Genomic DNA, 23,442 nt, shown 5'->3' on the forward strand with positions numbered 1-23,442 from the left:
TAGTCATGCCCAAGCTTACGATCGATGGTCAGGAAGTCGAGGTACCGCCGGGTTCCACCGTGCTCCAGGCCTGCGAGGCCGCGGGCCGCGAGATCCCCGTCTTCTGCTACCATCCAAGGCTGAACATTGCCGGCAACTGCCGGATGTGTCTGGTCGAGATGGAAAAGTCGCCCAAGCCGGTGGCTTCCTGTGCCATGCCGGCCGCCGATGGCATGGTGATCAAGACCGACACGCCCATGGTGCACAAGGCACGCAAGGGCGTGCTCGAGATGCTCTTGATCAACCATCCGCTGGATTGCCCGATCTGTGATCAGGGCGGTGAGTGCGACCTTCAGGACATCACGCTCTTCTACGGGCCTGATCACTCGCGCTACCAGGAGAACAAGCGGCCGGTCACCGACAAATATCTGGGCCCGCTCATCTCGACGCACATGACGCGCTGCATCCATTGCACGCGCTGCATCCGCTTCATCAACGAGGTGGCCGGCGTCGAGGAACTGGGTGCCGTCCAGCGCGGCGAGCACATGGAGATCACGACCTGGGTCGAGAAGGCGCTTACCTCCGAGATGAGCGGCAATATCGTCGATCTCTGCCCGGTGGGTGCGCTCAATTCCAAGCCTTATGAGTACAAGGCCAGGACCTGGGAGCTGAAGAAGACCGAATCGATCGACGTCATGGACGCCGTCGGTGCCAATATCCGACTCGACTCGCGCGGGCCCGAGGTCATGCGCGTGCTGCCGCGCCTGAACGAGGACGTCAACGAGGAATGGATCTCGGACAAGACGCGCTTCAATTATGACGGCTTGAAGCGTCGCCGCCTCGACGTGCCGATGACGAAGAAGGAGGGCAAGCTCCAGCCGACCGACTGGCGGGGTGCCTTCGGCGCCATTCGCGAAGGGCTGGACGGCGTGCCGGGCCAGCAGGTCGGCTTTATCCTGGGCGACCTCGTCGATGCCGAAACCATGGTCCTGGTCAAGGAACTGGCCTCGGCTCTGGGTTCGCCGAACGTCGATTGCCGGCAGGACGGCGCCAAGCTCACGAGCGGCGATCGCGCTTCTTATCTCTTCAATACCGGGATCGGCCGGCTCGAGGAATCGGATGCCGTGCTGCTGGTGGGCGCCAACCCGCGCTGGGAGGCGCCGCTCGTCAATACCCGGCTGCGTAAGCGCTATCGGCAGGGTGGCTTCAAGGTTGGGCGCGTCGGCCCCGCCTTCGATCTCACCTATCCGGTCGAGGAGTTGGGCGCCGGCCCGGAGACGCTGACGGCGATGATCGATCAGGGCCTTGGCTCGCAGATCGCCTTCGCCGACGTACTGCGCGCAGCCAGCAAGCCCGCGATGATCGTCGGGCCCGGCGCCTATGCACGGGCGGATGGCGGCGCCGTCCTAGCCTTGGCCCATCGTTTCGCCGCGGCCTTCAACATCGTCCGTCCGGATGCCGGGTGGAACGGCTTCAACATTCTCCACACGGCGGCCTCCCGCGTGGGCGGCCTCGAACTCGGCCTGGTGCCGGGCGAGGGTGGCCTGGACGTGGCGGGCATGCTGGCGGCCGCGCGCTCGGGCGAGATCAAGGTCCTCTTCCTGGTCGGCGCCGACGAGGTCGATCTTTCCGGTCTCGAAAAGAGTTTCGTCATCTATGTGGGCAGCCACGGCGACGCCGGCGCCAAGGTGGCCGATGTCATTCTTCCCGGTGCCGCCTATGCCGAGAAGAACGCCACGTATGTGAACATGGAAGGACGGCCGCAGCGCTCCAAGCTCGCCATCTTCCCGCCCGGCGAAGCCAAGGAGGATTGGAAGATCTTCCGGGCGCTCTCAGAGGTGTTGGGACATACGATCCCGCTGAACGCGCTGCCGGAGGTACGCGGTCGGATGGCCGAACTGGCGCCGACGCTGGCCCGGATCGACGAGGTCGTCCCGGCTGCGTGGACCGGGGCGATCCCGGTTGGCGGCGACGTCGTCAACCAGGCCTTCGCGCCGGCCATCGAGGACTTCTATCTCACCAACCCCATCGCGAGGGCGTCGGGCATCCTGCAGGAATGCTCCAGGCTCTTCGTCGATGGCCATGACGTGAAGGCGACCGGTACCCATGGCTGAGGGCGGCTTCCTGACAGGCGTCTATAACGTCGTCATCTATGCGATCTTGACGCTTTGCATCGTCCTGCCGCTTCTGGGCGCGGTTGCGTACCTGACGCTGGCCGAGCGCAAGGTGATCGGCGCCATGCAGCTGCGCCAGGGACCGATGACTGTCGGACCGTTCGGGCTGCTCCAGCCATTGGCGGACGGGCTGAAGCTGTTCTTGAAGGAAACGATCATTCCTTCGGGATCGAACCGCTTCATCTTCCTTCTGGCGCCGATGGTGACCTTCATCCTGGCGATGATCGGCTGGGCGGTCATTCCGTTCGGTGACGGCTATGTGCTGGCCGACATCAATGTGGGCATCCTCTATCTCTTTGCCGTCAGCTCGCTTGGCGTCTATGGCGTCATCATGGCGGGCTGGGCCTCCAATTCGCGCTACGCATTTCTGGGCGCGATGCGGTCCTCGGCGCAGATGGTCTCCTACGAGATCTCGATCGGCCTCATCATCATTTCCGTCATCCTGACCGCGGGCTCGCAGAATCTTTCCGACATCGTCAGGGCTCAGAGTCATTACGGGTGGTTCGCCTTTTGGCACTTCCCGATGTTCATGCTCTTCATCGTCTCGATGCTGGCTGAGACCAACCGGCATCCCTTCGATCTGCCGGAAGACGAGGCGGCTCTCGTCTCGGGCTTCAACATCGAATATTCTTCGATGGGCTACGCCCTCTTCTTCCTCGGCGAATATGCCAACATGATCCTCATGAGCGGGATCGCCTCGATCCTGTTCCTGGGCGGCTGGCTTTCGCCCTTGCCTTTCTGGCCGTTCACCTGGGTTCCCGGCTTCGTCTGGTTCCTTTTGAAGATCTGCTTCATGCTGTTCATCTTCATCTGGGCCCGCGCCACGCTGCCGCGCTATCGCTACGACCAACTGATGCGGCTGGGGTGGAAGATCTTCCTTCCCTTCTCGCTCGTCTGGGTCGTCCTCACGGCGGGTGTCCTCGTCTCTTTCGGTCTGGTCAGCCCATGACCGCTCCCTTCCTCTCCTACCTTCGCTGAGGTTCCGATGCTGGCTCTCGACCGCGTCGCGCGCACCGTTCTCTGGCAGGAACTCGTCACGGGTTTCCTCATGACGCTGCGCTACATGTTCAAGCGCAAGGTCACGCTGAACTATCCCTACGAGAAGAGCCCGCTCAGTCCGCGCTTTCGCGGCGAGCACGCGCTGCGCCGCTATCCCAACGGGGAGGAGCGCTGCATTGCCTGCAAGCTTTGCGAGGCCATCTGCCCGGCCCAGGCGATCACCATCGAGAGCGAGCCCCGGGCGGACGGCAGCCGGCGGACGACCCGCTACGACATCGACATGACGAAATGCATCTATTGCGGATTTTGCGAGGAAGCCTGCCCTGTCGATGCGATCGTCGAGGGCCCGAATCTCGAGTTCGCCACGGAGACGCGCGCCGAGCTCTTCTACAGCAAGGAAAAGCTGCTCGCGAACGGCGAGCGCTGGGAGCGGGAGATCGCCGCCAATCTCGCCGCCGACGCGCCTTATCGCTAGGACGAGGCCTGTTTTAAGAATGGACAGAGAGATGCCCGGCGCACTGGTAAGGGACGGCCTCGCATGACGGTCGAGCTTTTCATCTTTTATATCTTCTCGATCGTGACCGTCGCCTCCTCGGTGATGGTGATCAGTTCGAAGAACCCGGTGCATTCGGTGCTCTTCCTGATCTTGGCCTTCTTCAACGCGGCCGGCCTCTTCATTCTGATCGGCGTCGAGTTCCTGGCGATGGTACTGGTCGTCGTTTATGTGGGGGCTGTGGCTGTTCTCTTCATGTTCGTCGTCATGATGCTGGACATCAATTTCGTCGAACTCCGCGAAGGGTTCCTGCAATATCTGCCGATCGGTGCCTTGATCGGCGTCATTCTTCTGGTCGAGCTGATCCTGGTCGGTACGAGTTGGGCGGTCAGCAGCGGCACCGACCTTGCCGTGCAGGCAGCCGGCATCAACGCGACGCCGACGGGCATCCCCAACACCAAGGCCTTGGGGATGCTGATCTATACAAACTACTTCTACCTCTTCCAGTCGGCGGGGCTGATCCTCCTGGTCTCGATCATCGGCGCCATTACGCTGACGCTGCGCGAACGCGTGGGCGTGCGCCGGCAGAACATTTCGCGCCAGGTGAACCGCAAGCCCAGCGAGACCGTGCAACTGGTCAAGGTGAAGAGCGGAGAGGGCATATGACGAGCACCATTCCCCTGTCGCATTATCTGACGTTGGCGGCTGTCATCTTCACGATCGGCGTCTTTGGCATCTTTCTGAACCGCAAGAACGTCATCATCATCATGATGTCGATCGAGCTGATTCTCTTGGCGGTGAACATCAATTTCGTCGCCTTTAGCGCCTATCTGCACGATCTCGCGGGTCAGATCTTCACGATGTTCGTTTTGACCGTGGCCGCCGGCGAGGCGGCGATCGGACTTGCTATCGTCGTCGTCTATTTCCGTAATCGCGGCACGATCGAGGTTGCCGACATCAACCTGATGAAGGGTTGAGGACAAGGGACATGCTGCACACCATCCTCGTCCTCTGTCCGGCACTGGGTGCCCTGATCGTTGGCCTGTTTGGCCGCTATCTGGGCGACAGGGCCAGCCAGATCATCACCTGCGGCCTGATGGCGATCACCGCCCTTTGCGCCTGGATCGGCGTCTTCACCTACATGGGCGAGCCCGCCTTCAAGGTGCACTGGTTCACCTGGATCAGCGTCGGCGGCCTTGAGGCGGACTGGTCGCTCAGGATCGACAGCCTCTCCACGATCATGATGCTGGTCGTTGGCTTCATCAGTTTTCTGATCCACGTCTACTCGGTCGGCTATATGAGCCATGATCCGAGCAAGCCGCGCTTCATGGCTTATCTCTCGCTCTTCACCTTCGCCATGCTGATGCTGGTGACCTCGGACAACATCATCCAGCTCTTCTTCGGCTGGGAGGGAGTGGGCGTCGCTTCCTATCTGCTGATCGGTTTCTGGTACACGCGGCCTTCGGCCTGCGCTGCCGCCATGAAGGCCTTCATCGTCAACCGCGTCGGCGACTTCGCCTTGATGCTGGGCATCGGCGCGCTCTTCCTGGTCTTCGACAGCGTCTCCTACGACGTCATCTTCAATAAGGCGGCCTCGCTAGCCGACACGCAGATCGTTCTCTTCGGCGGCACGTTCCAGACGCTCAACATCATCACGCTGCTGCTCTTCATCGGCGCCATGGGCAAGTCGGCACAGATCGGCCTTCACACCTGGCTGCCTGATGCCATGGAGGGCCCGACACCTGTCTCGGCCCTGATCCATGCGGCCACCATGGTGACGGCCGGCGTGTTCCTGGTGGCGCGCTTCTCGCCGGTCTTCGAATTCGCGCCGTCCACCTTGGCCTTCGTCACCTTCATCGGCGCCACGACCTGCATCTTCGCCGCGACCGTCGGCATGACCCAGTTCGACATCAAGCGGGTCATCGCCTACTCGACCTGCTCGCAGCTGGGCTACATGTTCTTCGCCTGCGGAGTCGGGGCCTATCAGGCGGGCGTCTTCCACCTGATGACGCACGCCTTCTTCAAAGCCCTCCTCTTCCTGGGTGCGGGTTCGGTCATCCATGCGATGTCTGACGAGCAGGACATGCGCAAGATGGGCGGCATCTGGAAGAAGATCCCGCTCACCTACGCCATGATGTGGATCGGCACCCTGGCGCTGATCGGCTTTGGCATTCCGGGCATTGGCGGCTTTGCCGGCTTCTACTCCAAGGATGCGATCTTGGAGGCCGCCTATGCCTCGAACGGCAGCTTCCACCTCTATGCATTCTGGATGGGCGTGCTGGCCGCGGTGCTGACCGCCTTTTATTCGGGCCGCCTCATCTTCCTCTCCTTCCATGGGGAGCCGCGTGCCGACCATCATACGATGGAGCATGTGCACGAGAGCCCGCCCATCATGACGGTGCCGTTGATGGTGCTGGGCGTGGGTGCGGTGATTGCGGGCTTCGTCGCCTTCGGCATGGTCGAGCCCGAGGGTAACTGGTGGGGCGGGGCGATCTTCACCGGCCCGGAGAACCACGTGCTGCACGCCATGCACGAGGTGCCGCTCTGGGTGTCGTTGGCACCGTTCTTCGCCATGGCGTTCGGGCTTGGGCTCTCCTGGGTCTTCTATATCGCCATGCCTGGCACGGCGCCGAAAATTGCTGCAGCGGTTCGCCCGCTCGACAATTTCCTGCGCAACAAATGGTATTTCGACGAACTCTACGACCGGATCTTCGTTCGTCCCGCCCTGGCGCTGGGCCGCGGGCTCTGGCATGGCGGCGACCAGGGGATCATCGACCGGTTCGGCCCCGACGGCGTCGCCGGAACGACCTGGGGCACGGCCCTCAGGATCGCGCGGCTGCAGACCGGTTATGTCTATCACTATGCCTTCGTCATGCTGATCGGCGTTGCCGTCTTCGTCAGCTGGTATCTGTTCCTGCAGCGTTAGGTGGAATCCATGGGCGATTGGCCTCTTCTCTCGCTCGTCACCTTCCTGCCTCTGGTCGGTGCCGGCTTCATCTTCTTCATTCGCGGCGACGAGGAAACGGTCGCGCGCAATGCGCGTGGCGTGGCCCTCTGGACCTCGCTCGTCACCTTCATCCTCTCGCTGATGATCTGGGCCAATTTCGACTACGCCCAGGCAGGGTTCCAGTTCGTCGAACGGGCTGACTGGTTCGAGGGACTGGGCATCAGCTACCGGATGGGGATCGACGGGATCTCGCTCTGGTTCGTGCTCCTCTCGACCTTGTTGACCGTCGTCGTCGTCATCGGCTCCTGGTTCTCGGTGCATGTCCGGGTCAAGGAGTTCATGATCGCGTTCTTGGTCATGGACACGCTGATGGTGGGCGTCTTCTGCGCGCTCGACCTCGTCCTCTTCTATATCTTCTTTGAGGGCATCTTGATCCCGATGTACCTCATCATCGGGATCTGGGGCGGCAAGCGGCGCATCTACGCGAGCTTCAAGTTCTTCCTCTACACGCTCCTGGGCTCGCTGCTCTTCCTGATCGCCGTCGTCACCATGTACGTGCAGGCGGGAACCACCGACATTCCCAGCCTGATGGTCTATGGCTTCGATCCGACGCTGCAGAAATGGCTCTGGATCGCGATGTTCGCCTCCTTTGCCGTCAAGGTGCCGATGTGGCCCTTCCATACCTGGCTGCCGGATGCGCATGTCGAGGCGCCGACGGCGGGCTCCGTGCTCCTGGCGGGCGTGCTGCTGAAGCTCGGCGGCTATGGCTTCCTCCGCTTCTCGCTACCGATGCTGCCCGACGCCTCGGCCTATTTCGCGCCTCTTATCTACACGCTCTCGGCGGTAGCGGTCGTCTACACCTCGCTCGTGGCCCTCGTGCAGAGCGACATGAAGAAGCTCATCGCCTATTCCTCGATTGCTCATATGGGCATCGTGACGATCGGCTGCTTCACGCCGAACTCCCTGGGCATTCAGGGCTCAATCGTGCAGATGCTGAGCCACGGCGTCGTCTCGGCGGCACTCTTCATGTGCGTGGGTGTCGTCTATGATCGCCTCCATACGCGCGACATCGACGCTTATGGCGGCCTTGCGCAGAACATGCCCTTCTACGCCTTGATCTTCCTCTTCTTCACCTTCGCCGCCGTAGGCGTGCCTGGAACCTCGGGTTTCGTCGGTGAGCTCATGGTGATTGTCGGCATCTTCCAGTTCAATCAGTGGGTGTCGTTCTTTGCCGCCACGGGCCTGATCCTGGGAGCCGCCTATATGCTCTGGCTCTATCGCCGGGTGGTCTTTGGCGCGTTGACCAAGGAAAATCTTAAGGCGCTCAAGGACGTGCGGTTGAACGAGGTCGTGGCCTTTGCCCCGCTCATCATTCTGGCCGTCGTTATGGGCATCTATCCCTCGATCTTCACGGCGCCGATGAATGCTTCGGTCGACGCCCTGGTGAGCCATGTCTCGACCGCCTTCGAGCAGGCCCCGAACGCGCCGCATTTGGCTTTGGGTGCGAGCGCACCCGCATCTCTGGCAGCACGATGAGCAACTTCTCTCGAAAGTCCGCGCGATGACCGATGGCCTGGCCTTGAACCTCACGCCGCTCTTGCCCGAGATCGTGCTCTTTCTGGCGGCCCTGGCGTTACTCGTCGTGGGTGCCTTTAAAGATAAGGAAGGCGCGCGCATCGTCACGGTGCTGGCCGTGATCTCGCTGATCCTGGCTGCACTCCTGACGCTGGCACTTAGCCGGACCACGGTCTTGGCAATGGGCGGGCATTTCGTCGAGGACGGCTTTGCCGCCTTCTTCAAGATGCTGATCTTCCTTGGTGCAGCTGGCAGCCTCATCGTCGCCAACGGCTATATGCGCGATGCGGGCATCGAGCGCTTTGAATACCCGGTCCTGGCCCTCTTCAGCACGCTCGGCATGAGCATGATGGTCTCGGCCAACAGCCTTCTTGCCCTCTACATGGCGCTGGAGCTGACCTCGCTGCCGCTCTACGTCATGGCGGCCTTCAACCGTGACACGGTCCGCTCCTCCGAGGCTGGCCTGAAATATTTCATCCTTGGGGCGCTGGCCTCGGGCATGCTTCTTTATGGCTGCTCCTTGGTTTACGGCTTCAACGGAAGCTTGATGTTCGGCGAACTCGGCCGCGCCCTCAGTGTCGATGGGCGCCTCCCGGTCGGTACGGTGGTCGGCATCGTGTTCATCCTGGCGGGTCTGGCCTTCAAGCTGGGTGCGGTGCCCTTCCACATGTGGACGCCCGACGTCTATGAGGGCTCGCCGACGCCAGTCTCGACCTTCTTCGCCTCGGCCCCCAAGATCGCCGCCATGGGACTGCTCATCCGGGTGCTCATGCAGCCCTTTGGTCATCACGTGGTCGAGTGGCAGCAGGTCGTCATCCTGATCTCCGTCCTCTCGATGCTCCTTGGTGCATTTGCCGCCATCGGCCAGACCAACATCAAGCGGCTGATGGCTTATTCTTCGATCGGCCATATCGGCTACGCCTTCGTCGGCCTTTCCGCCGGCACCGAGAAGGGCGTCGTCGCCGTCCTGGTCTACATGGCGATCTATGTCGTCATGACCGTGGGCACATTTGCCTGCATTCTCAAGATGCGGCGCGACGGACGCTATATCGAGACGATCGCCGACTTGGCCGGGCTCTCGGCCAGTCGGCCGATGATGGCTGCCTGCTTTGCCATCTTCATGTTCTCCCTGGCCGGCATCCCGCCCCTGGCCGGCTTCTTCGGCAAGCTCTATGTCTTCATGGCGGCCGTCGACGCGGGCTATCTCTGGCTGGCGCTTTTCGGCGCGCTCACGAGTGTTGTTGGCGCCTATTACTACTTGCGCATCGTTAAGATCATCTATTTTGACGATCCAGCTGCTGCCTTCGATAACACGCCCCATCCGGCACTCAATGCCGTCTCGGTGATCGCGGCCGCCTTGATCCTCTTCTTCATCGTGGTGCCGGGGCCGGTGACGAGGGCAGCCGGTTCGGCGGCGGCATCGCTGGTAACGCCGGCGTCTGGTGCCGCAAATGTCCCCGCACCCGCCAGCCGGGTGACCGCGCTGCGGTGAGCGCGCCCTATCGGCTTCGCCTCCTCGAGGAGGCAAGCAGCACCAACGATCTGGCGCGCGAGGCGGCCCTGGCTGGCGAGCCCGCCGACCTTTGGATCGTTGCCCGCAGCCAGTCGGGCGGGCGGGGCCGGCTGGGGCGGCCTTGGCGCTCGCCGCCGGGAAATTTCTACGGCTCGCTCATCCTTCGACTGGAGGCCGATCTGGCCACTGCGTCGACCTTGTCGCTGGTGGCCGGCTTGGCCGTGGCCGAAACGATCCATGAGCTATCGGGCGGCCGGCTCGCTCCCCGTCTCAAATGGCCGAACGATGTCTTGATCGATGGCGCCAAGTTGGCCGGCATCCTCGTCGAGGGTGCGATGGACGGGCAGGGATGCTGGCTGGTGATCGGCATCGGGGTCAATCTTGAGAGTGCGCCTGCGGATCTGCCTTATCCCGCGACCTCGCTGCGGGCCGCGGGGCTGCCCGCCTTGTCGCCCGAGGCCTTTCTGGCCGTCCTCGACGGATGCTTCCGCGGCCGGCTGCGCCAATGGCGGGAGGGTGGATTTCCGGCGCTGCGCGAAGCCTGGCTGACAGCGGCCATGGGCATTGGCCAACTCGTAAAGATCCGCCAAGGCGAGCGTGAGCGCGAGGGGAGGCTGGCCGATCTCGCCGGTGACGGCGCCATACTGGTTGAATTCGACGGCGGAGCCATGGAGCATTTCACGGCCGGTGAAATCGTCTTCCAGCACTGAGGCTTGGAAGTTCCTTTCGTCGTGTGCTGGACTTGCGGGAGAGATCGGACGCGGCCGGGAGGCTGTGTCTTAGGAGATTTCGAAGAGGAGGCATCGATCATGTTCCTCGATTTCAGCCGTCTCGAGATGCGCTATGATCCTTTTCCGATTGGCGCCGTCTGCCCCGTGATGGACGAGACGCTGTATCGTGAATTAGTGGCCGACTATCCGCCGCGCGAACTCTTTGCGGACATGTCCAAAGTCGGCAACAAACTGGCGCTCAACCCTTACTGGAATGGGCGGCAGTTCAAGGAGTTCGTCGCCGGCCATCCGCGCTGGCGCGCGTTCAATCGCTGGATCATCAGCGCTGACTTTATCGAGACCGTGCTGCAGAGCTTGCGCGAGCGTCATGTCGATCTCGGCTTTAAGGCGCGAACGAACCCGCTAAAGAAGCTTTTGCGCAATCTGCGACGGGGACGCATTCATACAGGTCAGGCGCCCCTCACCTCGAGGATGGAGTTCTCGATGCTGCCGGCCGATGGTGGCTCGGTCATCCCGCATACCGATGCGCCGGGCAAGATCGTGACCCTCGTCGTGACGATGGTGTCGCCGGGGGAGTGGAATGCCGAATTTGGCGGTGGCACCGACGTCAATCGGCCGAAGAACGATCGGCATCGCTATAATCAGCGTAACCAACAGGCCGGTTTCGAGGAAATGGACGTGCTCGCAACCTACGATTTCGTGCCGAATCAGGCGGTCGTCTTCGTCAAGACGTTCAATTCATGGCATTCCGTCCGGCCCATGACCGGTCGTGGCAGCCCGTTGATGCGGCGCACCCTGACGATCAATATCGAGGCGCAGCAATAAGCTCTGGCGCCTACGCATCCAGCCATCTTCTCAGCGCGACGAAGATAACTAATTAAGGCAGCTTCGGTCATTATTGTGGCCGGCGCGGCTGGCGCTTTGCCCGCCGTGCGCTGTTTCTTATTGGGAAGGTGTCGATGCTGCTGGCGATCGACGTAGGCAACACCAACACGGTCTTCGCGCTTTATCGCGGCCGGCAGTCGATCGGGCAGTGGCGGCTCTCCACCGTGCGCGATCGCACGGCCGAGGAATATGCCGTGGCCCTGATCCAGCTGATGCAGCTCAAGGGCCTGGCTCATGGCGAGGTCGGCGCGGTCCTGATCTCGAGCGTTGTGCCGCAGGCGGTGATGCCGCTCCGCTGGATGAGCCGGGACTTCTTCAACCGCAGGGCTTTCGTCGTCGGAGAGGACCTGGACTATCCAATCCGCATCCTCCTTTCGGACCCACGCGAAATCGGTGCTGATCGCGTCGTCAACGCGGTGGCGGCACTCAGCCGCTACCAGCCACCCCTGATCGTCGTCGATTTCGGCACGGCCACGACGTTCGATGTCGTCGACGCCGAGGGTGCCTATCGGGGTGGCGTCATCGCGCCGGGGATCAATCTTTCCATCGAGGCCCTGCACAGGGCTGCGGCCAAGCTGCCGCGTATCGCCATCGAGCCGCCGCCTCGGGTCATCGGCCAGTCGACGGTAGGCGCCATGCAATCGGGAATTTTTTGGGGTTATGTTGGACTCATCGAAGGACTCGTCCGCAGGATCGAGGAAGAGTACGGTACGTCTATGAAAGTTATTGCTACCGGCGGCCTCGCCCCGCTATTCGCCAGGCGCGCCCCCGTGCTCGCCCATATTGATCGCGATCTGACGATGGCGGGATTGCTCGAACTCTACGAGCGATATCGTCCTCAGATCGACCAGCAAAGCGATCTCGCGGCCGGAGGTGCGCGATGAGCCGCCACGTCAAGACATCGGCCAAGGTCGCCGCCTGGGGCGAGGGGGGCGACGAACTCCTGTTCGTGCCGCTGGGCGGCGTCGGTGAGATCGGCATGAATGTCTATCTCTATGGCATGAGCGGCCGCTGGATGATGGTGGATCTCGGGCTGACCTTTCCCGACGAGCGTTTGCCCGGCGTCGAGATCGTGCTCCCCGATATCGGCTTTGCCGAGGGGCTGGGCGACGATCTCGAGGGTCTCGTGCTGACGCATGCGCACGAGGACCATCTGGGCGCCATGCCGCATCTTTGGCCCAGGCTCAAATGCCCGATCTGGTGTACGCCCTTCACCGCTGCCGTCCTCAGGCGCAAGCTGGCCGAGGAAGGCGTCGATGTGCGTAACCTCATTCACGTCGTCGGCGATGGCGAGAGCTTCAAGGTGGGGCCCTTCGAGTGCCGGTTCATCCATGTGACGCACTCGATTCCCGAGGCTGCGGCCCTCGTCATCGACACACCCTACGGCAAGATCTTCCATTCCGGCGATTGGAAGCTCGATCCCATGCCGATGGTGGGTCCGAAGACCGATGCCCAGGCACTGGCCAAGCTCGGCAGCGAGAAGGTGCTGGCGATGCTCTGCGACAGCACCAACATCCTGGCACCGGGTACGTCGGGCTCGGAGGCCGAGGTCCGCGACAGCCTCATCGCGCTGATGAAGACGCTGCCGAACCGCATCGTCTTCACCACCTTCGCTTCCAACATAGCAAGGCTCGAGACGGCGATCATCGCCGGCCATCGGGCCGGTCGTGAGGTCTGTGTCGTCGGCCGCTCGATGCGCCGCATGCTGGAGGCCGCCAAGGAGGTGGGCTACCTCAAGGACCTGCCGCCACTGGTCGACGAGCGCGACGCCGGGTCGCTGCCGCGCAACAAGGTCTTTTATCTGACCACCGGCAGCCAGGGCGAAAGCCGGGCGGCTCTCTCGCGCATCGCCACGGGGCAGCATCCCCGCGTGCGCCTCGAGCCCGGCGATACGGCGATCTTCAGCTCCAAGATCATCCCGGGCAACGAGCGCGTCCTCTACAATCTCCATAATATGCTGGTCACGGCCGGGGTCGAGGTGATCACCGAGGAAGACCATTTCATCCACGTCTCGGGACACCCCTGCCGCGACGAGGTGGAGCAGATGTATAAATGGGTGCGGCCCAGGATCGCCGTACCCATCCATGGAGAGGCGCGGCATCTGGCGGCGCATGGCCGGCTCGCCCTCAAGATGGGGGTGGAGCAGGCCCTGGTCATCCGCAATGGCGACATGGTCCAGTTGGCCCCTGGGCCGGCTGCTGTGGTCGATGAAGTGCCCGTGGGCCGCCGTGTCAAGGAAAGCATGGAGCTGGTCGATGCCGAGGACGAGCTCTTCAGGCAGCGTCGCCGACTGTCCAGCCATGGTACGATCTTCGTCTCGATCGTCCTGGACGGGTTCGGCAGCGTCCTGACGGCCCCCTTGCTGACCGGCCTTGGCGTCGTCGACGCGGATCGTTTCGAGCGGCTTCGGCCACGCCTTGGCGAGTCCATCACGCGGGCGGTCGAGCAGCTCGACGACAGGCTCGTCATGGATGATGGCCGGGTCGCCGATACGGTGCGGGCGACCGTGCGGCAGGGTCTCGATCTGGCGCGGGAGCGGCGGCCGTTGATCGAGGTGCAGCTCACTCGCCTGACCCAGGACGTGCTCGATCAGCTCGAAGAGGAGACGGCCGTCCGGTGATCGGGCGTCTCAATCATGTGGCCATCGCCGTACCGGACCTGGACGCGGCCGCAGCGGTCTATCGCGACCAGCTGGGTGCCAGCGTCTCCGTCCCGGTCGACCAGAAAGACCATGGCGTCACCACGGTCTTCGTGACGCTGGCCAACACCAGGATCGAGCTTCTGTCCCCCCTGGGGCCAGCCTCGCCGATCGCGGGTTTCCTTGCCCGCCAGCCCAGCGGCGGCATTCATCATCTCTGCTACGAGGTGGCCGACATCGAGGCCGCCAGGCAAAGCCTGGTCGCCGCCGGCGCCAGGGTCCTGGGCGATGGCAAGCCTTTGCCTGGCGCCCACGGCAAGCCAGTCCTCTTTCTCCACCCCAAGGATTTCATGGGGACCCTGATCGAGCTCGAGGAGGCCTGAGTCCGGCCCCGCCGGCCGCTCGAGGCGGGTGGGGGCGGAGACCAGCGGACGCCACGCTGACGAGAATTATCTTTTCTCGCTAAATCTTCACGCGCCGAGCACGCCGCTGTCGCGAAAAGAACGATTCCAGTCGCGTCCGCTTGCGACGGGCCAGGGCCACGCAAACGAGCATGCGCCTCGTCGTTATCGGACGGATGAGCCGGTGCTGCGGCTCTGGGGTGAGGTGCCATGTTGGACACGATCGAACGCTCGCTCATCGATTCTGCGTCGCTTGCGGGGCCGGATATCCGCTCGCTCGTCGCAAGGCGGCGCAAGGGCTACAGCCTGGAGGCGCCTTTCTACACCTCGCCTGAGATCTTCAAGGCCGACATGGATCTGATCTTCCATCGGCACTGGATCTATGTGGGCGTCGAGCCCGACGTGCCGGAGCCGGGCGACGCCATGACCGTGCAGTTGGGCGAGGATTCGATCGTCATCGTGCGCGACGACGACAATGCGGTCCGCGCCTTCCACAATGTCTGCCGCCATCGCGGCGCCCGGTTGATCCACGACTACAAGACGACGGTCGGCAATATCGTCTGCCGCTATCATCAGTGGACCTACAAGCTGGATGGCGAACTCGTCTTCGCCGAGCATATGGGGGAGGGCTTCAATCTTGGCTGCCACAGCTTGAAGCCCGTCCATCTGAAGTCGCTGGCGGGGCTGCTCTTCGTCTGTCTGGCCGCCGAGCCGCCAGCCGACTTCGATGCCATGGCCGAGCGAATGTCGCCCTATCTGGCACCGCATCGGATCGCCGATACGAAGGTGGCCCATGAGGAAGACATCATCGAGCCCGGCAACTGGAAGCTCACGATGGAGAATAACCGCGAGTGCTATCACTGCGCGGGCAATCATCCTGAGCTTACCGTGCCGCTCTATGCCTATGGCTTCGGCTTCGCGCCACAGGAACTGGACGAGGTCGGCCGGGAGGAGGTCGAGCGCTATAGCGCCATGGTCGAGAGCCTCCACAATCAGTGGGAGGCCGCGGGCTTCCCGGCCCGGCCGGTCGAGCATCTGGACGACATGATCACGGGCTATCGGACCGAACGCCTGCCGCTGGCCGGGGCTGGCGAATCGCATACCCACAACACTGAGGTCGCCTGCACGCGGCTGCTGGGCGACATCCAGGAGCGTCGCCTGGGCGGCCTTACCTTCCATACCCAGCCCAATAGCTGGCACCATTTCATGAGCGATCATATCGTCACCTTCTCGGTGATCCCGCTCGATGCCGAGCGCTCGCTGCTGCGCACGAAATGGCTGGTGCACAAGGATGCACGCCAGGGCATCGACTATGACGTCGACAATCTCAAGAGCGTCTGGAACGTCACCAACGCCCAGGACAGCGAACTCGTTGGGTTTTGTCAGGCGGGGGCCCGCAGCCAGGCCTACGAGCCTGGCCCCTACTCGGTGCACACCGAGGACATGGTGGACCGATTCTGCAATTGGTATATCGGCCGCATGGCAGCGCAGCTCGGTGTCTGATCGGATGGTCGTCGCTTCCGCCGCCTTCAGCCTCGCCGCCCATCTTGCCGAGCGACCGCCGGTCTGGTCGTCGGAGGAGGACGACATCCTCCTCTGCCGGGCCGTAATTCAGGAGACGCACGATGTTCGTACGTTCGTCTTTTCGGCGAGGCAGCCGCGCAGCTTTCGCTATGAACCCGGCCAGTTCTTGACCTTTGAGCTCGAGATCGACGGCCAGCCGATCAACCGCTGCTATACGATCGCCTCGACGCCGACTAGGCCGGACCTTCTCTCGATCACCGTCAAGCGGGTGCCGGGCGGCCCCGTATCCAACTGGCTGCACGACAATCTGCGTCCCGGTATGGCCTTAAGGGCGGTCGGACCCATGGGCGAGTTCAGCAGCCTGCGGCATCCGGCCGGAAAGTATCTTTTTCTCTCGGGCGGCAGCGGCATCACCCCCCTCATGTCGATGGCGCGCGCCTATTACGATCTGGCATTGGGCCAGGATATTGTCTTCCTGCATTCGGCGCGCTCGCCTGACGATCTTATTTTCCGCCATGAACTGGAGCTGATGGCCAGCCGGGATCGCCATTTCTCCTTCGTGCCGGTCTGCGAGGGTCCGGGCACCGGTCAGCCCTGGCACGGCTATCGCGGGCGGCTGCAGCTGCTGATGCTGCGGCTGGCGGTACCCGACTTCATGGAGCGCACGGTCTTCACCTGCGGGCCGGCGCCCTACATGGCGGCGGTCCGTGCGATGCTGCAGTCGGCGGCATTCGACATGCAGCGCTACCACGAGGAGAGCTTCGACTTCGGCAGCACCGAGGGGCAACTTGCGCCCGAGCCTGAGACGCTTCCGGCGGCACCGGTCGCTGCGACCTTCAAGGTGGCCTTCACCAAGTCCGGCAAGACCCTTGAGGTGCGCGCCGACCAGACCGTCCTGGACGCGGCGCGCAAGGGCGGCGTGCGCCTGCCCTCATCCTGCAGCAAGGGGCTTTGCGGGACCTGCAAGTCGAAGCTGCTCGAGGGAGAGGTCGACATGAAACACCAAGGCGGTATCCGCCAGCGCGAGATCGATTCCGGGCTGGTGCTGCTCTGCTGCTCGAGGCCAAAGAGCGACCTCGTGGTCGATCGCTGAGGAAAGCCGCGACCTCGTGGTCGATCGCTGAACGAAATCGCGACCTTGTAATTGATCACTGAGGCGCCGCTGCGATCCGGGACGCGCGGCCGGGCTCTGGAGCTGAAGTCTTCTCCATGCGCCTTCGTCCGGCTTGCCAGGCGAGGGAGCGGCGTGGATGGTGCCGGCCCGACGCTGGCGCGAGAAGAGGCCCGATGACTTGGTACGAGATGCTGGTGACCTACGTGGTCACCTGGTGGCTGGTCGTCTTCATGGTGCTGCCTTTCGGCGCGCAGCCTGTGGAGAAGCCGGAGCCGGGTCATGATCCGGGCGCCCCGGCCAAGCCACGCCTCTTCATCAAGTTCGTCATCACGAGCGTTCTTTCGGCGTTGATCACGGCTGCGATCTATTACGGGATCGAATTTCGGCTGGTCGACTTCCGGCCTGATCCCAGCAGTATCCCGGGCGCTTCCGCGACCGAGTAGCGGGCCGCGACAATGTTAACCGGGGGTTGATTTTCTTCTTGAGATCCTCGCGCTTCTTTGGAAGTATCTACGTACGTGGCCTAGTGGCGCGTTCTAGAGGCGTTTCCTCCTTGCTTGCGCCGGGGCTTGGCCCCGGCGCCTTTCTTCGCTGGCCCCATGAGTGCACGGCGCAAATGAAGCTTCATGCAAGACTCTGCCGATAATCTATTGATAAAGGGTCATTCTTGATCCAAAGATAATGACCTTACAGGTCGCTGTCGGCGGCTCGCTCGCCACGTCGTCGCGCGCCTGTAGCGCTTGATCAAAGGGTCGTACGCAAGCGGCGGCGACGCCATGCTTTAGAATGGGATCAATCTTGCCCTTGGCTCTCGGACGGCGCGAGATCATCAGAGCCCTTGTTGCCGGCAGCACCGCCCTGCTGCCGCTTCCCGTCCGGGCGGAGGATTGGAGCAGCTGGCTTTCGGCCTTCAGACAGCGTGCGCTACGCGAAGGAATCCAGCCGGTCGTGGCCGAGCGGGTATTGGGTGGCATGCGCCCCATCGACAAGGTGATCGAACTCGACCAGCGTCAGGCAGGCGGCAAGCCCAGTTGGGCGACCTATCGCGACCGGGTCGTCAGCGCGCAGCGAATCAATGCCGGTATTCGCAAGCTGCAGGATAATCGTGTCACGCTCGACATGATCCGGACCCGCTACAATATCGCACCCTCGGTGGTCTGTGCCCTCTGGGGCGTGGAATCAAGTTATGGCAGCTTCACGGGCGGTTTTTCCGTCCCGAATGCGCTGGCGACCCTCGCGTGGGAAGGACGCCGGCAGGAGCTGTTCGAGCGCGAGCTCGTGGCCGCCATGAAGATCATCCAGCGCGGCGACATCAGCTATGGCGGCATGCTGGGCTCCTGGGCGGGTGCCATGGGCCAGTGCCAGTTCATGCCGACCACGTATCTGAACTACGCTGTCGATTTCGATGGCGATGGGCGCCGCGACATCTGGAACAGCACCCCCGACGTCCTGGCGTCGATCGCCAACTACATCACGCAAGCCGGCTGGAACGGGCGCTATATCTGGGGCCGCGAGGTGGCCGTGCCGCGCGGACTGCCGACCGGCCTCGACCGTGGCATGAGCCTTGCCGCCTGGCACAGCCGAGGTGTACGGCCCATCGAAGGCGACAATCTGCCGACGGACGACATCAACGCCTGGATCGTGACGACGGATGATGGGCTCGGTCAGTCCTACCTCGTCTACCAGAATTTCAAGACGCTCATGGTCTGGAACAGGTCGACCTATTTTGCCCTGTCGGTCGGTCTCCTGGCGGATGAGATATCGGCGGCGACGAATTCTTGAGGTCTGGGCCCGAGACGGCTCGAAAATGCCTTGCGGGCGGTAGCCGAAGAGCTGTCCCCGCCGGGTGAAGGACGACGGCTCCTCTTGCCCGGGGAGCTGCAATTTGGAGGAGAGGGCGTCAGATGAAGCCCCGTCATATCGGCATGGCCTTCGGCCTTCTGGGGTTGCTGGCGATGGTCGGCTGCTCGTCCAGCGACACGTCGACGCAACCCGATCCAGCCAAGCTGGCCGAGGCGCAAGCGAGCCAAAAGCGCTTGCCCAGCGGTTTCAAGCTGGGCAAGCCCTATCAGATCAAGGGTAAATGGTATTACCCGGAATATGATCCCAATTATCAGAAGATCGGGATTGCGTCCTGGTATGGCGACCAGTTCCAAGGACTGGCGACCGCCAACGGCGAGATCTTCGACAAGAACCAGATCACCGCCGCCCACCCGACCTTGCCGATCCCGAGCAATGTCCGGGTCACCGATCTTGATACGGGCCGCTCGATCGTCGTCCGCGTCAATGATCGTGGCCCCTATCATGGGGATCGCGAGATCGATCTCAGTCAGGCAGCGGCGCGTGAGCTCGGCTACGAGCGCGAAGGCGTGGCCAGGGTCAAGGTCGAATTCCTAGGCTTGGCCGACGGCATCCAGCCGCCTCCGGGCCTTGTCTATGCCAGCGCGAAGTCGCCGGGGGCTCAGCCGGGCCGATCGGTCCTCACCGCGACAGCACTCCCCGCGCGAAGCACCCCCAAACCGCCCTTGAACCCTTCCGTACCGGCCTATCAGGAGGCGAGCTATCCTGAGGCGGCAACGGCGCTCGACATTCAGCCCCGAAGCGAGCGTAATTTCGCGAGGGCCGCGGTCAATCCTGCCAAAGGCGACCTGACGCGCTCGACACCCGGCATGGTGGCGGCCGTCGACGATGGGCGCCAGCGCCGCATGTGTGTCTCCGGGCCGCAATTCGTCCAGATTGGGGCTTTCGCCGACACCGAGCGCGTGCGCATGGCGCAAGATGCTTTGGAGGGCCTGGGCGACGTGCGCACCGACCCGGTCTTCGTCAACCAGAGAGCGGCGATGCGCGTCCGGGTCGGTCCGCTCAAGGACCACCAGAGCGCCGATCGCATCCTTTCCGTTGTGCAGAGCAAGGGCTATGGCAATGCCTTCGTGGTACCGGCTGTCGCCAGCGCCCAGAATGTCCCATGCTGACGCTTCGGTCCCCTAGAAGGTATCCCGCCATGTGCAAGAGCCGGCTGACGCTGCTCGTTATGTTGCTGGTGGCCGTGTTGGCGCGTCCGGCCCTGGCCTTCGACACGGTCGCCAAGGCGGCCATCCTGATCGATTATCCCTCGGGCCAGGTGCTGATGGAGAAGAATGCGGACGATCGCATTCCGCCTGCCTCCCTGAGCAAGTTGATGACGGCCTATCTGATCTTCGAGCGGCTGAAATCGGGCAAGCTCAAGATGGATGACGAGATGCCCGTCTCCGAGCTCGCCTGGCGCACGCAGGGCTCCAAGATGTTCGTCGAGCTGGGCTCGCGCATCAAGGTCGAGGACCTTCTACGCGGTATCATCATCCAGTCGGGCAACGATGCCTGCATCGTGATGGCCGAGGGCATCTCCGGCAGCGTCGACGAGTTCGTCAAGCTGATGAACCAGAAGGCGCAGGATCTTGGGCTGACCAATAGTCATTTCGCCAATCCCGACGGATTGGACGACCCGCAGCATTACATGTCGGTGCGCGACCTGGCCAAGCTCGCATCCGCGATCATCCGCGACTTTCCCGAATATTACGGCCTCTACTCGGAAAAGGAGTTTGTCTGGCACAATATCAAGCAGAACAATCGCAACCCGCTCCTGCAGATGGGCATTCCCGGCGTCGACGGGATGAAGACCGGCCATACCAGCGTCGCCGGGTTCGGCCTCGTGGCCTCGGCCATGCGCGACAATCACCGCTTGATCATGGTGCTTGCTGGCATGAATTCGGAGAAGGAGCGTCGCGACGAGGCGCAAAAGGTGCTGGAATACGGTTTTCGTGCCTTTGAGACCTATAAGCTCTTCGACGCCGGCCAGACGGCGGCCGAGGTGCCGGTCTGGCTGGGTGCGGAGAGCAAGGTCGCAGCCGTGCCGCTCGAGCCGGTGACGGCGACGATGACAGCCGATCTGCGCCCCACGCTTGAGGTCAAGGCCCGCTACGACGAGCCGGTGGCCGCACCGATCACCAAGGGCCAAAAGCTGGGCGAACTCGTCATCACCTCGCAGGGTGCCGAGCCAAGAACGGTGCCGCTTGTGGCCGGCGCTGATGTGCAAAAAGCCGGCATGCTTGGCCGCCTGACCGGCATTGTCGGCTACTATACGGGCATCGGCTCATGACGAAGTTCCTTCGGCGGTGAGCGATCCCTCGAATTTGAGCCAGCTCGGTCGGCCCGCGGCCCCGGCCGCCAGCCCCGAGCAGGCCGTCCTGGAGCGGGTCCCCAATCCGCACCCGGGCACCGTCTATCTGGTGCGCTTCACGGCACCGGAGTTCACCTCGCTCTGTCCGGTCACGGGCCAGCCTGACTTTGCCCATCTGGTGCTGGACTATGTGCCTGGCGACTGGCTGGTCGAGAGCAAGTCGCTCAAGCTCTATCTGACCTCATTTCGCAATCATGGCGCCTTTCACGAGGATTGCACGGTCGGCATCGCCAAGCGGCTGATCGCCGAGATCATGCCAACCTGGCTCCGCATCGGTGGCTACTGGTACCCGAGGGGCGGCATACCGATCGACGTCTTCTATCAGAGCGGCCGGCCGCCGACCGGCCTCTGGCTGCCCGAACAGGGCGTGCCCGCTTATCGTGGCCGGGGCTAACCTCCCTTCAATATTGCTCCGGCGGCTTTATCGATGTCGGGCGATGGGGTAGGGGTGCAAGGCTGGCGACGGACGGCCAGGTCGATGCTGTGCTGACCGGCTGTTTGCCGGTTGCTGGATGACGCGCTTTGGGAGCGTTCCTTACTCATGGCCTATGGCAGGCTGATCACCTTCGAGGGCGGCGAGGGTGCCGGCAAATCGACTCAGGTCGGGCGGCTGGCGGACCGGTTGCGCGCGGCCAATCTCGACGTCGTCGTGACGCGCGAGCCGGGCGGTACGCCCGGGGCGGAGAGCATTCGCCGTCTGCTGGTCGAGGGTGCGGCTGATCGCTGGAGCGCTGCTACCGAGCTCATGCTCATCAATGCGGCCCGCATGGAGCATGTGGAACGGCTGCTGGCGCCAGCCATCCATCGCGGCGCCTGGGTGATATGCGATCGCTTCGTCGATTCCACACGCGTCTATCAGGGCCTGGTCGGCGGAGTGGGGATCGATCTGATCGACCGGCTGCATAGCGATTTCTTGGGCCTGCCTTGGCCGGATCTTACCATCCTTCTCGATCTGGATGCCCGGGCCGGGCTCGATCGACGCCACCAGGAGGGCGGCGGCAGCCGTTTTGAAGCCAAGGGCGAGAATTTTCACGAACAGGTGCGCGAAGGCTTCCTGACGCTGGCCGCGAGCGAACCCGACCGGATCATCGTGGTCGATGCCGAGCCGGCTGCGGCGGCGGTCGAATCGGAGATCGCCAACGTCGTCACCGGGCGTCTCGGCCATCTTCTTTGAGCGAGAGTCCCCTAATCGAGCCGAGGCTCAATCCGCACCTCTTCGGCCATGCGGCGGCACTGGCGGCAATCCAGGATCTCGATGCGCGCCGGCGTCTGGCGCATGGCTGGATGCTGACGGGCGCGCCAGGTATCGGCAAGGCAACTGCTGCCTATCACATAGCCCGCCTTCTCCTGGCGATTGGCGGCGGCGACGTCCAAGATCCCGCCCATCCGGTCTTTCGCATGGTGGCCGCCAATGCCCACCCGGACCTCAAGGTGATCACGCGCGAGACCGCCAAGAGTGGACGGCTGCGCACCGAGATCGTCGTCGATCAGATCCGCGAGGTCGGGGCGAGCTTTCGCACGACGGCCGCCATCGCCCGGCACCGGGTCCTGCTCATTGATGCAGCCGACGAGCTTAACACGGAGGCCGCCAACGCCCTTTTGAAGCTCTTGGAAGAGCCGCCGCCGGACGTGGTCATCCTCCTGGTCGTGCAGCGGCCAGGCCGCCTGCCGCGCACGCTGGCCTCCCGCTGCGCCATTATGCGCCTCAAGCCGCTGGACGCCCCAGCCATGGCCGAAGCGCTTGCGACACTGCTCCCCGGCTTGAATGATGAGGATTTGGCGAGGCTGAGCCTTCTGGCCGAAGGCAGTCCCGGCCGTGTGCTCAGGCTCCATGCGACCGGTTGGCTCGCGGATTACCAGGCTCTCCTCCAGATCTTCGGGGCATCGAGCGATTCCGACAGGCTTTTCGCCTTTGCCGAGATCCTCCAGCGGCGCGTGCAGGCCCATGGTTTGGAGCAGGGGCTGGATCCCCTGACGACCCTCCTGCGCCGTGCCGCCACCTTGCACGCGACGCCGGACATGCCCCTTCTTAGCCCCGAGGAAGCGCCGGCGCTCTCGACGCTTGCCGCGCGCGGGCTTGATCCCTTGCTGGCTTCGTGGGATTCGCTGCGTATCCAGGCCCTGCGCATCGAGGCCTTGAATCTCGATGCGTTGCAGAGCTTCCTCCTGCTGGCCGATGCCTTGCTCCCGCCGGGCCGCCCTCTGCCGCAGGCGGGTTGAACCGAAGATCGGTCTGTTCCACATATCCGGACC

At 63.2% G+C, this 23,442-nt stretch carries 22 protein-coding genes; all 22 read left to right on the forward strand.

Annotated features, from left to right (window positions below):
• Positions 1-5 precede the first annotated feature (5 nt).
• The 22 genes from nuoG (at position 6) to CFB17_RS00410 (ending at position 23,409) form a co-directional block, all read left to right on the forward strand.
• On the forward strand, positions 6-2,093 hold the full coding sequence (nuoG, locus tag CFB17_RS00305; RefSeq protein WP_088559405.1) for an NADH-quinone oxidoreductase subunit NuoG: 2,088 nt from the start codon (positions 6-8) through the stop codon (positions 2,091-2,093).
• Positions 2,086-3,102, forward strand: a complete 1,017-nt coding sequence (gene nuoH / locus CFB17_RS00310) for an NADH-quinone oxidoreductase subunit NuoH (protein WP_088559406.1) — start codon at positions 2,086-2,088, stop codon at positions 3,100-3,102. The genes nuoG and nuoH overlap by 8 nt, the downstream gene beginning before the upstream one ends.
• A 36-nt stretch (positions 3,103-3,138) precedes the next feature.
• Positions 3,139-3,627 carry an NADH-quinone oxidoreductase subunit NuoI gene (gene nuoI, locus CFB17_RS00315; protein WP_088559407.1) on the forward strand — a complete coding sequence of 163 codons (489 nt, stop codon included), beginning with the start codon at positions 3,139-3,141 and terminating at the stop codon, positions 3,625-3,627.
• Between the two features lie 63 nt (positions 3,628-3,690).
• On the forward strand, positions 3,691-4,311 hold the full coding sequence (locus tag CFB17_RS00320) for an NADH-quinone oxidoreductase subunit J (RefSeq protein ID WP_088559408.1): 621 nt from the start codon (positions 3,691-3,693) through the stop codon (positions 4,309-4,311).
• Positions 4,308-4,622 (forward strand): NADH-quinone oxidoreductase subunit NuoK, encoded by a 315-nt coding sequence (gene nuoK, locus CFB17_RS00325; protein WP_088559409.1) that lies wholly within the window; start codon positions 4,308-4,310, stop codon positions 4,620-4,622. Before CFB17_RS00320 ends, nuoK begins: the two co-directional genes overlap by 4 nt.
• A gap of 11 nt (positions 4,623-4,633) precedes the next feature.
• Positions 4,634-6,571: an NADH-quinone oxidoreductase subunit L gene (nuoL, locus tag CFB17_RS00330; protein ID WP_088559410.1), complete on the forward strand. Its 1,938-nt coding sequence runs from the start codon at positions 4,634-4,636 to the stop codon at positions 6,569-6,571.
• Positions 6,572-6,580: 9 nt separating this feature from the next.
• On the forward strand, positions 6,581-8,128 hold the full coding sequence (locus CFB17_RS00335; protein WP_088559411.1) for an NADH-quinone oxidoreductase subunit M: 1,548 nt from the start codon (positions 6,581-6,583) through the stop codon (positions 8,126-8,128).
• A 25-nt stretch (positions 8,129-8,153) separates the two neighbouring features.
• Positions 8,154-9,659 (forward strand): NADH-quinone oxidoreductase subunit NuoN, encoded by a 1,506-nt coding sequence (gene nuoN, locus CFB17_RS00340; RefSeq protein ID WP_088559412.1) that lies wholly within the window; start codon positions 8,154-8,156, stop codon positions 9,657-9,659.
• Positions 9,656-10,390 carry a biotin--[acetyl-CoA-carboxylase] ligase gene (locus tag CFB17_RS00345; protein ID WP_165769339.1) on the forward strand — a complete coding sequence of 245 codons (735 nt, stop codon included), beginning with the start codon at positions 9,656-9,658 and terminating at the stop codon, positions 10,388-10,390. Before nuoN ends, CFB17_RS00345 begins: the two co-directional genes overlap by 4 nt.
• 99 nt (positions 10,391-10,489) lie before the next feature.
• On the forward strand, positions 10,490-11,236 hold the full coding sequence (locus CFB17_RS00350) for a hypothetical protein (RefSeq protein ID WP_088559414.1): 747 nt from the start codon (positions 10,490-10,492) through the stop codon (positions 11,234-11,236).
• 134 nt (positions 11,237-11,370) lie between these two features.
• Complete coding sequence (locus tag CFB17_RS00355; RefSeq protein WP_088559415.1) at positions 11,371-12,180, forward strand: type III pantothenate kinase; 810 nt, start codon at positions 11,371-11,373, stop codon at positions 12,178-12,180.
• A complete protein-coding gene (locus CFB17_RS00360) occupies positions 12,177-13,916 on the forward strand; it encodes a ribonuclease J (protein WP_088559416.1) in 1,740 nt (579 codons plus the stop codon). The genes CFB17_RS00355 and CFB17_RS00360 overlap by 4 nt, the downstream gene beginning before the upstream one ends.
• Entirely contained in the window at positions 13,913-14,317 is a 405-nt protein-coding gene (mce, locus tag CFB17_RS00365; RefSeq protein ID WP_088559417.1) for a methylmalonyl-CoA epimerase, read from the forward strand. The genes CFB17_RS00360 and mce overlap by 4 nt, the downstream gene beginning before the upstream one ends.
• Before the next feature lie 228 nt (positions 14,318-14,545).
• Entirely contained in the window at positions 14,546-15,838 is a 1,293-nt protein-coding gene (locus CFB17_RS00370; RefSeq protein WP_088559418.1) for an aromatic ring-hydroxylating oxygenase subunit alpha, read from the forward strand.
• Positions 15,839-15,842: 4 nt separating this feature from the next.
• Entirely contained in the window at positions 15,843-16,952 is a 1,110-nt protein-coding gene (locus CFB17_RS00375) for a hybrid-cluster NAD(P)-dependent oxidoreductase (protein WP_088559419.1), read from the forward strand.
• Between the two features lie 194 nt (positions 16,953-17,146).
• Entirely contained in the window at positions 17,147-17,416 is a 270-nt protein-coding gene (locus tag CFB17_RS00380) for a DUF1467 family protein (RefSeq protein WP_088559420.1), read from the forward strand.
• A gap of 355 nt (positions 17,417-17,771) precedes the next feature.
• Positions 17,772-18,755, forward strand: coding sequence for a lytic murein transglycosylase (locus tag CFB17_RS00385; protein ID WP_165769340.1), 984 nt, complete (start codon positions 17,772-17,774; stop codon positions 18,753-18,755).
• A 122-nt stretch (positions 18,756-18,877) separates the two neighbouring features.
• Positions 18,878-19,945, forward strand: a complete 1,068-nt coding sequence (locus tag CFB17_RS00390) for a septal ring lytic transglycosylase RlpA family protein (RefSeq protein WP_088559422.1) — start codon at positions 18,878-18,880, stop codon at positions 19,943-19,945.
• A 29-nt stretch (positions 19,946-19,974) separates the two neighbouring features.
• Entirely contained in the window at positions 19,975-21,108 is a 1,134-nt protein-coding gene (locus CFB17_RS00395; RefSeq protein WP_088559423.1) for a D-alanyl-D-alanine carboxypeptidase family protein, read from the forward strand.
• A gap of 16 nt (positions 21,109-21,124) precedes the next feature.
• The gene (queF, locus tag CFB17_RS00400; RefSeq protein WP_088559424.1) at positions 21,125-21,583 is read left to right on the forward strand and encodes a preQ(1) synthase; all 459 of its coding nucleotides are present in this window, start codon (positions 21,125-21,127) and stop codon (positions 21,581-21,583) included.
• A gap of 147 nt (positions 21,584-21,730) precedes the next feature.
• Positions 21,731-22,363, forward strand: coding sequence for a dTMP kinase (tmk, locus tag CFB17_RS00405; RefSeq protein WP_088559425.1), 633 nt, complete (start codon positions 21,731-21,733; stop codon positions 22,361-22,363).
• Positions 22,360-23,409: a DNA polymerase III subunit delta' gene (locus tag CFB17_RS00410; protein WP_165769341.1), complete on the forward strand. Its 1,050-nt coding sequence runs from the start codon at positions 22,360-22,362 to the stop codon at positions 23,407-23,409. Before tmk ends, CFB17_RS00410 begins: the two co-directional genes overlap by 4 nt.
• Positions 23,410-23,442: the final 33 nt, after the last annotated feature.

The organism is Arboricoccus pini (assembly GCF_900187945.1).
Taxonomy (GTDB): domain Bacteria; phylum Pseudomonadota; class Alphaproteobacteria; order Geminicoccales; family Geminicoccaceae; genus Arboricoccus; species Arboricoccus pini.

Excerpts from the sequence above, each read along its gene's own strand:
- CFB17_RS00335 (WP_088559411.1), top strand. The coding sequence starts at position 6,581 with ATGGGCGATTGGCCTCTTCTCTCGCTCGTCACCTTCCTGCCTCTGGTC.
- CFB17_RS00350 (WP_088559414.1), top strand. The coding sequence starts at position 10,490 with ATGTTCCTCGATTTCAGCCGTCTCGAGATGCGCTATGATCCTTTTCCG.
- nuoG (WP_088559405.1), top strand. The coding sequence starts at position 6 with ATGCCCAAGCTTACGATCGATGGTCAGGAAGTCGAGGTACCGCCGGGT.
- nuoL (WP_088559410.1), top strand. The coding sequence starts at position 4,634 with ATGCTGCACACCATCCTCGTCCTCTGTCCGGCACTGGGTGCCCTGATC.
- tmk (WP_088559425.1), top strand. The coding sequence starts at position 21,731 with ATGGCCTATGGCAGGCTGATCACCTTCGAGGGCGGCGAGGGTGCCGGC.
- nuoI (WP_088559407.1), top strand. The coding sequence starts at position 3,139 with ATGCTGGCTCTCGACCGCGTCGCGCGCACCGTTCTCTGGCAGGAACTC.
- CFB17_RS00360 (WP_088559416.1), top strand. The coding sequence starts at position 12,177 with ATGAGCCGCCACGTCAAGACATCGGCCAAGGTCGCCGCCTGGGGCGAG.
- CFB17_RS00320 (WP_088559408.1), top strand. The coding sequence starts at position 3,691 with ATGACGGTCGAGCTTTTCATCTTTTATATCTTCTCGATCGTGACCGTC.
- nuoK (WP_088559409.1), top strand. The coding sequence starts at position 4,308 with ATGACGAGCACCATTCCCCTGTCGCATTATCTGACGTTGGCGGCTGTC.
- CFB17_RS00370 (WP_088559418.1), top strand. The coding sequence starts at position 14,546 with ATGTTGGACACGATCGAACGCTCGCTCATCGATTCTGCGTCGCTTGCG.
- CFB17_RS00380 (WP_088559420.1), top strand. The coding sequence starts at position 17,147 with ATGACTTGGTACGAGATGCTGGTGACCTACGTGGTCACCTGGTGGCTG.
- nuoH (WP_088559406.1), top strand. The coding sequence starts at position 2,086 with ATGGCTGAGGGCGGCTTCCTGACAGGCGTCTATAACGTCGTCATCTAT.
- CFB17_RS00375 (WP_088559419.1), top strand. The coding sequence starts at position 15,843 with ATGGTCGTCGCTTCCGCCGCCTTCAGCCTCGCCGCCCATCTTGCCGAG.
- CFB17_RS00390 (WP_088559422.1), top strand. The coding sequence starts at position 18,878 with ATGAAGCCCCGTCATATCGGCATGGCCTTCGGCCTTCTGGGGTTGCTG.
- CFB17_RS00355 (WP_088559415.1), top strand. The coding sequence starts at position 11,371 with ATGCTGCTGGCGATCGACGTAGGCAACACCAACACGGTCTTCGCGCTT.
- nuoN (WP_088559412.1), top strand. The coding sequence starts at position 8,154 with ATGACCGATGGCCTGGCCTTGAACCTCACGCCGCTCTTGCCCGAGATC.
- CFB17_RS00395 (WP_088559423.1), top strand. The coding sequence starts at position 19,975 with ATGTGCAAGAGCCGGCTGACGCTGCTCGTTATGTTGCTGGTGGCCGTG.